Source organism: uncultured Microscilla sp., from assembly GCF_947493425.1.
GTDB lineage: Bacteria > Bacteroidota > Bacteroidia > Cytophagales > Microscillaceae > Microscilla.
This window is the reverse complement of the sequence record NZ_CANLRP010000226.1, coordinates 1-11,402: the sequence shown is the minus strand read 5'-3', so window position 1 is coordinate 11,402 and position 11,402 is coordinate 1. Positions and strand designations below refer to the sequence as shown.

At 42.5% G+C, this 11,402-nt stretch carries 8 protein-coding genes; 5 read left to right on the top strand and 3 right to left on the bottom strand.

Annotated elements, in window-relative coordinates:
• The first annotated feature begins 162 nt into the window (after positions 1–162).
• On the top strand, positions 163–1,410 hold the full coding sequence (locus Q0954_RS30475) for a leucine-rich repeat domain-containing protein (RefSeq protein WP_299464556.1): 1,248 nt from the start codon (positions 163–165) through the stop codon (positions 1,408–1,410).
• Positions 1,411–1,454: 44 nt separating this feature from the next.
• On the opposite strand, the gene Q0954_RS30470 is transcribed toward Q0954_RS30475, so the two are convergent.
• The 3 genes from Q0954_RS30470 to Q0954_RS30460 form a co-directional block, all read right to left on the bottom strand.
• A complete protein-coding gene (locus Q0954_RS30470) occupies positions 1,455–2,693 on the bottom strand; it encodes a metallophosphoesterase (RefSeq protein ID WP_299464553.1) in 1,239 nt (412 codons plus the stop codon).
• Between the two features lie 167 nt (positions 2,694–2,860).
• Entirely contained in the window at positions 2,861–3,790 is a 930-nt protein-coding gene (locus tag Q0954_RS30465; protein ID WP_299464550.1) for a hypothetical protein, read from the bottom strand.
• Positions 3,791–4,054: 264 nt separating this feature from the next.
• Positions 4,055–5,716: a carbamoyltransferase C-terminal domain-containing protein gene (locus Q0954_RS30460; protein ID WP_299464547.1), complete on the bottom strand. Its 1,662-nt coding sequence runs from the start codon at positions 5,714–5,716 to the stop codon at positions 4,055–4,057.
• 207 nt (positions 5,717–5,923) lie between these two features.
• Between Q0954_RS30460 and Q0954_RS30455 the strand changes: the two genes are divergently transcribed.
• The 4 genes from Q0954_RS30455 (at position 5,924) to Q0954_RS30440 (ending at position 11,080) form a co-directional block, all read left to right on the top strand.
• Positions 5,924–7,909 carry a CHAT domain-containing protein gene (locus Q0954_RS30455; protein ID WP_299464545.1) on the top strand — a complete coding sequence of 662 codons (1,986 nt, stop codon included), beginning with the start codon at positions 5,924–5,926 and terminating at the stop codon, positions 7,907–7,909.
• A gap of 173 nt (positions 7,910–8,082) precedes the next feature.
• Positions 8,083–9,039 carry an NAD(+) diphosphatase gene (nudC, locus tag Q0954_RS30450; RefSeq protein WP_299464542.1) on the top strand — a complete coding sequence of 319 codons (957 nt, stop codon included), beginning with the start codon at positions 8,083–8,085 and terminating at the stop codon, positions 9,037–9,039.
• Between the two features lie 510 nt (positions 9,040–9,549).
• Positions 9,550–9,996: an Rrf2 family transcriptional regulator gene (locus tag Q0954_RS30445; RefSeq protein WP_299464539.1), complete on the top strand. Its 447-nt coding sequence runs from the start codon at positions 9,550–9,552 to the stop codon at positions 9,994–9,996.
• Between the two features lie 532 nt (positions 9,997–10,528).
• Complete coding sequence (locus Q0954_RS30440; RefSeq protein ID WP_299464536.1) at positions 10,529–11,080, top strand: carboxymuconolactone decarboxylase family protein; 552 nt, start codon at positions 10,529–10,531, stop codon at positions 11,078–11,080.
• Positions 11,081–11,402 lie beyond the last annotated feature (322 nt).

Sequence of the window (11,402 nt, the reverse complement as noted above, 5' to 3'; positions counted from 1 at the left end):
ATAAGCAGGTAAACTAGGCATTTTTGACCCTAAATTTAAAACATTTATAACTCTTTCCTAATCTGTAGAGTTTTCAGGATTCATAAACTCAAAACAGCCATTGGTGAATTATCAGATAAAGTTTAGACATTGAATCGTTAACTTTGTTAAAAAACGATTGCGATGATACCCTCTATCAAAAAAATAACTTTACTCACTTGTTTGATACTGGCAAGTGTTGCGGCAGGGAATGCCCAAAACAAGCCCAAGATTTTTTACCACATAGAGCTTGCCCTTGAAACACCCGAAAAAGTAAAAGTACTGGACCTGACAAGCCAGCGTATTTCGCAGGTACCTGCTGAAGTTTTTCAGTTCCAAAACCTCGAAAAACTGGTGCTTACTAATTGCAAGTTAAAAGCATTGCCCAAAGAGATCGCTCAGCTCAAAAAGCTTCAAACATTAATATTGGCTTTTAATGAACTTACCAGTTTACCCAAAGAACTGGGACAACTTACCCAGCTACAAAAACTGGATTTGTACCAAAACAGGCTCACTCGTTTACCTTCATACATAAGCGCTTTAAAAAACTTACGTGATTTAAACGTAGGCAAAAATCAACTAAAGGAATTTCCAACGGTACTTAAGAGGCTTACCCAGCTCAAAACACTCAACCTAAACGACAACCAACTTACACAACTTCCTGCAGATATTGCGTGGTTGCAGCAAAATAAGCACGTTTTTTTAGCTCAAAACCCCTGGACAAAGTGGGCGCGTAAAAAGTTAGGGTTAGATGACCCGACAAGGATACACCTAAACGAGCCCACGCGCATGGTTCCACCTCCTATGCTATTGTGGGGACGTACTGCGGGCAAAGTACAAGCATTGCGCGATGCTCGTCAGGGCAAATATCACTTGCGTTTTTATGGTTTCCCTTCAGACATGACTCATACCAATATATATATGAAAGAATTGCGTAAATTAGGTATCAAGGTGAGTCATGAAGGTTGTGTGGTAGATGCGACAACAGAAAGTTATAGTAAAACGATGGCACTAAAGGTGGCGGAGAAGTTTGGCAAAGACTATTGGGTACAACCCCAAATAAAGGCAGACAGTATCACCAATTATCACTTGCCTCGTTTGCCCCAAGCAGTGTACCACACCCAACCTGTAGACCTGAGCCATTATATCAAGCCACAATTATCCAAAAAGCTATTGAGAAAACGGCATCAAGGTAAAGAAATGCTCCTCATCATTACTATAGATAATCGCCTAAAAGTACAACAAGTAAATGTATTACAGGGTGTATCGCGCAAGATAGACAAGGCGTGTGTAGCTTTATTGCAAAACGCTCGTTGGAAAGCACCCCGTTCGTGGTTGTATTTGCGCAAACGGGGACAGGTTACTTTCCGGACAAAAATAAAATTTCAATAGGTAGTCAGAGCACAGGCAAATGACTACCATACCAAAAACATCCCTTAGTTTTTTTCTTTTTTGAGTTCTATAAGGGTGATTTCTGGCCAAATGCCTACCCTGCCCGGAAATCCAATAAAGCCAAACCCTCGATTTACGTATAAGTATTGTCCTGCTTTTTTATAAAGCCCCGCCCACCTTTTATAGCTGTATTTTATCGGGCTCCACTTAAACCCTGGAATCTCTACCCCCATTTGCATTCCGTGGGTGTGTCCACTAAGGGTCAGGTGTACTTTCTGAGGAAAATCGAGCACTTTTAGGTCCCAGTGGTTAGGATCGTGCGACATTAATATAGAAAAATCATCGGGTTGACTTTGGGCAAATGCTTTGTTCAGGTCACCTTCTTGAGGGTAAGGTTTTTTCCCCCAGTTTTCTACTCCCACCACTTTAATTTGTTCATTGGCTTTTTTGATGGGTACTTGCGCATTATTTAAGAGCTCAAACCCCATAGCCTGGTGGTGTTGGGCTAATTTGACAAGATTTTGTTTTTTGGCTTCTTCCGATTCCCAGCTTATATATTCGCCATAGTCGTGGTTGCCCAATACCGCATATTTGCCAAAAGGCGCACTCAATGACTGAAACAAATCTATGTAAGGCTCTATTTCCTCTGCCAGGTTATTGATCATGTCGCCGGTAAACAAAATGAGGTCGGCTTGTTGCTGTTGAATCTTTTCGATGCCCCGTTTTACAGCCTCAGTATCGTCAAAACTGCCAGAGTGTACATCAGATATTTGTACAATCTTAAAACCATCAAAAGCAGCAGGCAGGTCAGGAAAACTCAAAGATACTTTGTGCAAACGGTAATTGTAGCGCCCCTTGAACACCCCATACAAAAAACTAGTGAGTGGTATCATGGCTACCAATACCCCTATTTGTTTGAGGGTTTGACGCCTTTGTAGTGAGGGAGCCGCATCGCTTGAAGAGAATCGCCGGATGAGGTAGGTTACTACACTTTCGGAGTCTACCATCAACAAAAACACGGCGTATACCAGCTTGGTAATAAAAAAACTAAACAATAGCCCCAGTATCAGGTTTTGTGTCCAGCTCACTTTACTGTAGCCATTAGGAAACGAAGTAAAGATGGCAATAATACCTATCAATGTAACCAATAGCGAGCAGAAATAAATACCTATAAGAATTTTTTGCCCCAAAGGGTTTTTAAAAGTAAGGTTTAATCCCGAAAAAATGTATATTTCTATGAGTATGTAAAATACCAGAAAAACAACAACGCGTGTAGTAGACATGTTAAGTTGTATGGTGAGAATTTGTGAGTAGTAAACAGCCGCAAGGTAAAAATTGTTCATTACTCGCACAAGTAACAAGTACCTAATGTTATAAAGGTTGCTATATCGCCTGTGTTCTATTGTTGAAATGGCTGTTTAACACTACCCGCCCACAAGTGTTCACTAACCTAATATATTCGCATGTTTACCCCAATGCCAATACTCCATATTTTTTCGCCAAAATAACTGGCTACCTTTGAGCGTATGCCACCATACAGTTTAAACTTGGGCTGATTGACCAGGGCATACTGTACATTTGCCCCCCATTCTATACGTGCCGGGGCTTGTCCACCACTGGTGGTGTTAGGGGCAAAACGTAGCTCAGAGCCAAAGTTCCATTGCATATTATTGGCAAGAGCATTGAAACCTACCAGTATTTCGGGATAAAGTTCTTTAAATTCATCTATCATCAAGCCTCCCCCTACACGTATTTCTACATCGCCATTGGTTTCGGGGGCAAACTGCAAAATTTGAATATCGTGGGTAAAGTAAGAAGCATAATCGCCCAGCACCTTTTCTCGCAAGAAGTTGTACCTGTAGTCAACCGCCATTCCAAACCCATGTTTTTTACCAAAGCGTGCCCTTACTCCAGGGCGAAATATCTCATAATTATTAGGCAAAAAACCATAACTTGCTTTTACCTGAAAGTAGGCGCGTTGCGCTGCTTTTTTCTTTTGGGGTAATGCTGGGGTAGCTTGGTTTTTTTGTACTAATATTGGAGAGGGAGTAACCACTTCCGGTTTTTCTTCTGTTTTTTTAGCAGGGATCGGGGTAGAAGTAGGAGCATACTCTGGCGTAGAAGTATTTTGATGCTCGTTTGAGCTGGCAGTACTCAAAATATCTAAGCAACCTATAAAAATATCAAAGCAGACCTCGCCATTAAAACCACTGCCTGAACCTGAACTGCTCGAACCTCCGCTACCCGATGATCTATCACTTTTGCGGCTATTGCTGCTACTTTTAGCATTGCTTTTAATTTTCCCAATTTTTTGCGCCTGCGTGTGAATACTCATGACCCACAACCCAATGGTTAATAGCCCAATGCTTATCTTTTTCATTGTAGTGTATATGTTTGAAGCTTTTAGAGTAGTCGTACACTAGCTCCTATATTTACCAGAAGTGTACAAATAATTTTGCTGACAATACGCCGCAAAAAGAGAGGTTGAGCCAAAACGCTCAAAAGTTTCTACCAAAGCGCGTTTATGCCCCATTAAAATAACTACATACAGTAGGTAAATTCCGTTATTCAAACGTATTGATACGCTATTTTATGGGGCAATGTAGTGGCATACCAGAGTGGTTACCCAAGCGAAGAACAAACATTATTCAAATAACACCAACGCTCCATCGGCTACCACACCATCGAGCCCCATAGCTTTGCCGCTGGCAAGTGCCTGGGCTGGAGTATGTACCATAGGTTCACCCTGAACATTAAACGATGTATTGATCAACCCCAATACCCCCTGGGCATCCAAACAGTGGAGTACTTCAAACAATAAAGGGTTTTGTACCCGCTCAAAAATCGTTTGAATTCTTGCCGTACCATTTACATGCACTACTCCTTCCAGTTTTTGGTGATAATCGGGTAAAATCTCGAAATCGCTGAGCATATACTGGGTGATGGCTGGAATTTGTGTCAAACCTGTTACTAATTGGGCGTTTTTTTCGAGCATCACGGGTGCTATTGGGCGATACCACTCTCGTTTTTTGCAGTCTTCACTCACCTTTTTTGCCAGATCAATTGAGTTGGGCAGCGCCAAAATACTTCGGTTGCCCAACGCCCTGGGGCCTATTTCGGCTACTCCCTGGCATACTCCTATAATTTTGCCATCGAGCAAGGCATTGGCAATGCGTGCCGCCAATATATGGAGATCATCAGGAGGTTGGAGGGTGGGCAAGCCAACATTGTTGAGGTAAGGTGAGTGCCAGGAAATTTTATGTCCTTTTTTCCACTCCAGAAATGCCGCTCCACCCAGTGCCAAACCCGAATCATTGCAGCAAGGTGGAATGTATATTTGCTTGAATAATCCCGATTGGGCTATTTGACGATTTGCCGGAATATTGAGCGCACAACCACCCGCGTAGTATAGGTAATCGGCTTTTACCTGTTGCTGAAGCTGGGTAAGGCGTGCCAAAAGTTTTTGCTGAAAAGTGTATTGAAAAGCAAAAGCAATGTCTTGCAAAAAAAGATCGGTCAGGTCGCCTACCTTGCCTTGCCAGCCAAAATGTTTTTGGGCACTTTCGTAAAAAACGTCTTGTTGAGTCCAATAATCAGCAAAAAACTGGTGATTTTCCAGCCAGGTAAGTATGTCGGCACGGTAGCGCCCATAAGCAGCAAACCCCATGAGTTTACCCGCCAGGCTATTGTGGTGCTTGGGGTGCACTCCCAAGAGGGCAAAACTTAAGCCATTGGCATTAAACAAATTGGTGATAGACTTGAGCTCCCAATCGCAATGCAGCACCTGTAGTTGTTGGTTTTGGTACAAAAAAGCCGCAAAATTGCCTAGGCTTGCCCCCCCATCAAAGCTGACGAGTAGACTATTATTTTTAAAATTGCCAAAAAAAGGTACACAAGAAAATACATGCGCCAACTCATGCGAAATACTATAGGCATTCAAAGCATTGCCCTGCCATTTTTCCAGCTCCAGCCAGCCATAGCCCTGCCTTAGGTCGACGCCCAGTTGTTGTTCGGGCAAGGCATCGAACCTGATTTTGCCATTTTTGCTGATAAAGCTATTGCCTACAAATGAGTTAACAAATACCCAGTCGCAATTGGCAGGCAACTGCACCAGTTTTTTATTGAGCAAGGTTTCCAGGCGGTGGGGCATTTGATGATCGTGTTTTTTGCGGGTGTGGCGTTCCAGTTGCAGGCACTGCACCACTTGTCCGGCTTGCATCATACACAACGAGTGATCGTGTACGTAGCCTGGGTATTTCAGGTTGTTTCTGTCTTGAATGCCATAAATGGCCAATGTAGGGTTCATTTTTGTCAGGGCTTGGAAATAGTCTGATGTATATTTTGATGGGTTGTCTTCTGCAACCCTGCAAGGTACAAGGTTCAGCCAAAAAGTCGTAAATTTTTCCTCGTTTTACTATTCATTATTACATAAATGCTATTTTTGTCTTTTATTTATAGAATCAGGTTTTTTCAACCCGCCATTTTTTTCAAAAATAACCAAAATTAAACTTCAATGCTTATATCATTTCGCAAGACATTGCTTTCCCTCACACTGATTGCTTTTTCTATATTTTTGGCGCAAGCCCAAGAAGACAAAGGGGCGCCTTTCAAAAAAAACGGTGATCAATTCATCCAACAGGAAAAGTTTGATGAAGCCTTGGGAGCTTACCAACAAATGCTTACTGCCTATGAAGGCGCTCAAGACCCCGAAGGCATTGCCGAGGCACATAAATATATAGGTCTGGCTTACCGCCAACAAGCAGTTTATGACTCTTCACGCTATTTTTATGAGAAATCGATAGATTTGCACACCAAAATTTATGGCAAACGTAGTTCGCTGGTGGTGAGCCTGCAACGTGAACTGGGGCTGATGTTTCGAGAGCAAGGGCTTGACCAACAGGCATTGGCTATGTTTAAACAAAGCCTGGCTACCAGTATCAGCATCAACCGTAAGGCTTTGGCAGCTTGTAATTACATTCATGTAGGGGAACTGTTTATTCAACAAAAACAACTCGATTCGGCCTTGATTTATTTCGACAAGGCATTGGTATTGCGCCAGCAAGTAAGGGGCAACAATGACTACCGTTTGGCGGCATTGTACAACCTAAAAGGCTATGTAAAATACCTCAAGAAAGATTACCCCAGTGCGCTTAAGTTGTACGAACAAGCCATCAAGGTAAACAATACCGACAAACTCGAAAAGCTACAGTCGTTGGCAAACAAAGCAGAAATATTAAATATAGACAATCATCAGGCTGCCTTGCAAGCTTACCAGGCAAGCGACCAATATATAGAAAACATTAGAACGAAGGCATACACCCAGGCGCAAAGAGTACGATTGGGCAAACTTGCCGACAAGGTAAACCAAGGGGCTATAGAGGCAAGTATTGCCCTGAAAGATTACAAAACGGCTTTTTACTTTTACGAACGAGACGAGTCGAACGCAATAGTGGCGCTGTATCCCAAAGCCCAGATTTTAACAGCCGAGTCAATCAGAGAGCAGCTAGAGCCCGAAACTGCGATGCTCGAATACCTCATTGGCAAAAAAGGGGTTTATGTGTTTGCCCTTACCAATGAAACATTTAAAGTAACTAAGCTTGCCAAAAAAGGCCTCGTGGGGCAAATCAAGGGTTTGCGCAAAGCCATCAAGCAAAAAAACATGGGGCAGTACAAAAAATTGGCTTACCAACTCTATCAGCGCTTGCTTAAGCCCTTAGAACCTGTTTTTAAAGAAAAAAAACACCTCATTATTGTACCCGACAAGGAGCTTACGTTGTTACCATTTGAAACCCTGCTGCGCCAGCCCGCCACCAGTGCTGCCAGTGGTCAATGGACTTATTTGCTCAAAAACTTTAACGTAACCTATCACTTCTCAGGCAGTTTGGCTTTTGCCGAAAAAATATTACGTACTTATCAACACCCCTGGACAGCCATTGCCCCGGTTGACTTTGCTCAAAAAAAGTTTGAAACCCTGGCAGCAAGTGCCGAAGAAGTAAAGGCGATTGGGGCCATGTACCCCCGACGCAAGGTGTTTGTAAAAGGAGCTGCCCAACGCAAGCAGTTATTGGGTAAGACTGTTTCGAGCGAGCTATTGCACATAGCTACCCACGCCCAGTTTAGCAAGGCACACCCCGAAGGTTCACGGCTACTTTTGTCTAAAACAGGCATTACTTATCCCGAAATATTTAAAATGAAGCTAGAGGTTGACATGGTTGTGTTGAGTCATTGCGAGTCTGGTCTTGAACACTACGACAAAGACGGAGGCATTTTTGGTCTGGGGCACGGTTTTGTATATGCCGGAGCACACAATGTAGTATATCCTTTGTGGAAAAACCTGGGGATTTATACCCGTGATTTTATGATTCGCTTTTACAAAGAAATCAAAAAAGGAGGCAGGTACTCAAAGGCCTTGCAAACCACCAAGCTGGCTATGCTCAATAGTGGCAAAGCAACTACCCCATTCGATTGGGCGGGCTTTGTGATCATTAGCGTTGATTAAAAACTCAAGGCAATACTTTTGCGAATTATTTAACCTTGTTTTAATTGCCAAACAATATTTGGTTTGATTCGTTAGTATAGCGTTGGCAATCATTGTGATAGTTACCAACGCTTTAAACAAGCCCTTAGGCTGTGTTACCTTTCAGGAGGTAAATAACTACTGATAATTAATTTATGACGAATCATTTACATCGTTCGAGGCAAAACTATTTTACCAGCAATCCATTAGACCGCCTTGCTACTCATCGCCCTACCATCAACCTACAGGAAATAATGGCTGCTGATGCACCCACTTATGTAGTGCCAGTATGGCAAGGTAAGCACTTAATGAAGGGCAGTGATCCAGTATTTGTGCCCATAGCACAAGCCCAACACCTGGTACAAGACCAAAGCAAGTGGGTGTTTTTGGGTACTAGAGAAGCCCACCATTATTTTGCTATAGAAGTAGCAGAAGAAGCACCCGATGAGCATCCTTTTTGGCAACAACAAGGTAATTTTGAGAAATTGAGGCAAGCAAGCCAGGCTGCCGAACGTGCCGAAGCCGCCATATTGGGTTATGCCCAGGCAATGCTTTACTGGAATCGTAACCACCTGTATTGTGGGCGGTGTGGCAGTGCTACCGAAAATCAGTGGGCAGGACATGTGCGGGTGTGTAGCAATATCGATTGTGGCAAAAAGCATTATCCACGTACCGACCCGGCCATTATTACCATGATTACCTACCAAAACCAGGCATTGTTAGTGCGCCAACCCCATTGGCAACCCAGTACAAGGTTGTCGTTGGTTGCAGGTTTTGTAGAGCCAGGCGAAAGTTTGGAAGAAGCTGTTCAACGTGAAGTAATGGAAGAGGTGGGGCTAGAGATCAATCAGGTACAGTACCAATCGTCCCAACCTTGGCCGTTTCCGGGCTCTATTATGTTGGGATTTAAGGCGCAAGCCACCCACCAAGCCTTTGAATTGTTGGATCAGGAACTGGAAGCTGCCCGTTGGTTTACTCGTGCCCAACTCAAAGAAGCTGTTGCCAAAGAAGAAGTATTATTGTCATCACCGATTTCTATTTCGGGGGTGTTGATCAACGCCTGGCTCAACGAAGAAGAAACTGAAATGGTAGTGGATACGACAAAGATGTAACTATATAAGTTACGGTTTCGTATGTAGAGCAAGATGATCGCTTTTAGTAAAGCGGAAAAAATAAGATGTGCCAATAAAACAAAATATTTGTTGAGGAAGTCCACTCGGCAAAGGTACCGTTTTATGGCTCAGGTTATTTTTGTAGGTTTACTTAGCAAACGAAGCATCAATAGTCCATAGTATTTAGTCCATAGTCCGTAGCTGATTCGAGTAAATGTTTACCTTATTAAACCCTGTAAACCGAGCCTGTAGCTCTGCTACGGCGAGCTCAACGAAGTTAATCAGTAGTTTATACTAAAGTTGCGTACCTACTTTATTTTTAAAAGGGTTTCAGTTTTAGGTCTACGTCGTGCAATTAAATAGTTTTTAAAATCATAACCTACTGATAACCGAGCCTGTAGCTCTGCTACGGCGAGCTCACCGAAGGTAATCAGTAGTCAACTTTGACTAAAATCACTGCGGAGTATTGAAGTATACAACCCACATTTTTTTCACCATATTCAGGAAATTATGCAAGCCAACGGAAGGTTTACTACAGCCATACATATTTGTATTTTTATGCAAATAAAAGGAGATGAAAAGCTCATATCGTCGCAGGTATTGGCCGACAGCGTAAAGACCAATCCAGTAGTGATTCGACGCATTGTAGCCCGACTACGCGACAATGACATTATAGGCAGCGTAGCAGGAGCCAAAGGTGGTTTTTTTCTGAAACGTCCTGCCAGTCAGATTTCGCTCTGGGACATTTATCAGGCTGTACGTGAAACCGACTTGTTTTATAAACCAAAAAAAATAAATCCCGAATGTGTCGTAAGCATGAACCTGAGCGAGTTGGTAGACGGGGTCTACTCTGAGGCAGAACTGGCCATGAAGTCGGCATTGGCTCCAGTAAAGGTAAGCGATTTATCTGCCAGGTTGAATAAAATTACCGATTTGAAAAAATCAGATTTTTGTTGAAAACTTCTTAATATAAAAGTGAATCCTCTCAGTGACATGAGCAATTTTTGCAAGTCCCTGACAAGTGATTTACCCCCCATAACTTCGGTTATATTACACAAGCGATTGTTTACTCATAGGTAAGCCGTCGCTTTTTTTGTGGTTGTTTTGAGAAGTGATTGAGGTATAATACCAAGTCTGATTGAAAACCCATGCAAACTCACTTGTAGTGGTCTTTTTTGGCAAGACCAAGTTCTTTGCGATCGTTACCCGCTCTCTTGGTCAGCTGCGCTTAAGACCAAGAGGAGGGGACAAACTTGGGGTTTGTTTAGACTTTCAGGCTCCCCTACTCTATGCTTAACATTACATTAACAGTTTTTAAGTGTTTAAAAATGAGTCATTTATAAAGTATTTTATCAGAATTAAGTTTTTATTGTAACAAAAAGAGTTACAATAAGGTTTTATTACCAACACGGCACTTGTAGCCGTTTTTTAAGATACTAAAATGTAACAAATAAAGTTACTTTTATTAAACCAAAACATTTCACACAAAATGAAAAATTTAGAAATTTTAACTCGCGAACAAGTAGCTCCTGAAACTCAAGGTATTTTTGATGCATTGAAAAAGAAAGTAGGTAAAGTGCCTCATTTGTATGCTACCATTGCCCATTCACACAAGGGGTTGAACGCCTTGCTTACTTTGGGTGACAACCTGAATGGAGGAGAGTTTAACGCCAAAGAGGGCGAAGCCATTGCTTTGGCAGTGGGCGAGTCAAACGCTTGTACTTATTGTCTTTCTGCCCATACTGCCATAGGCAAAATGGTGGGTTTTACTGAAGAAGAAACTGTACAGCTAAGAACAGGGGAAATAGAGGATGCCAAATTGCGTGCCTTGACTAAATTGGCGAAAGCCATTACTGAAAAAAACGGTCTACCCGACCAGGCATTGATTGAGGAGTTTTTTGCGGCAGGCTATAACCAAGCGGCTTTGGTAGAGTTGGTGGGACACGTGACAAAAAATATATTTACCAATTATATCAATCATATTGCCGAAACTATGGTAGATTTTCCAGAGGTAACTCCGCTGGTAGCATCCAATGCCTAACCACAGCTGTTGCTGTAGAGAGTTTAGACTATCCCGTTTATTTAAATGCAAAAAGCCTTGCCTGTGATGGGACAAGGCTTTTGTTGTGCTACGCTGTCTGGCGCAAGCATCTCTCACCCCACCCACGCTGTTTTAAGCCTTGGACAATACGTCATTAATAATCGCAGAACAACCTTCTAAGTTCGTTTTTCTACGCCGTTGCTTGTGTCTTCACAAGCAACCAGTAGCAAAACCTCTCAAAATACTACGGAGCCCCAAGCGATGAAATTTACTAGGCTAGGGCAACCATAAAGGATTGCCCCTACAAAAGGCATTTGAATGG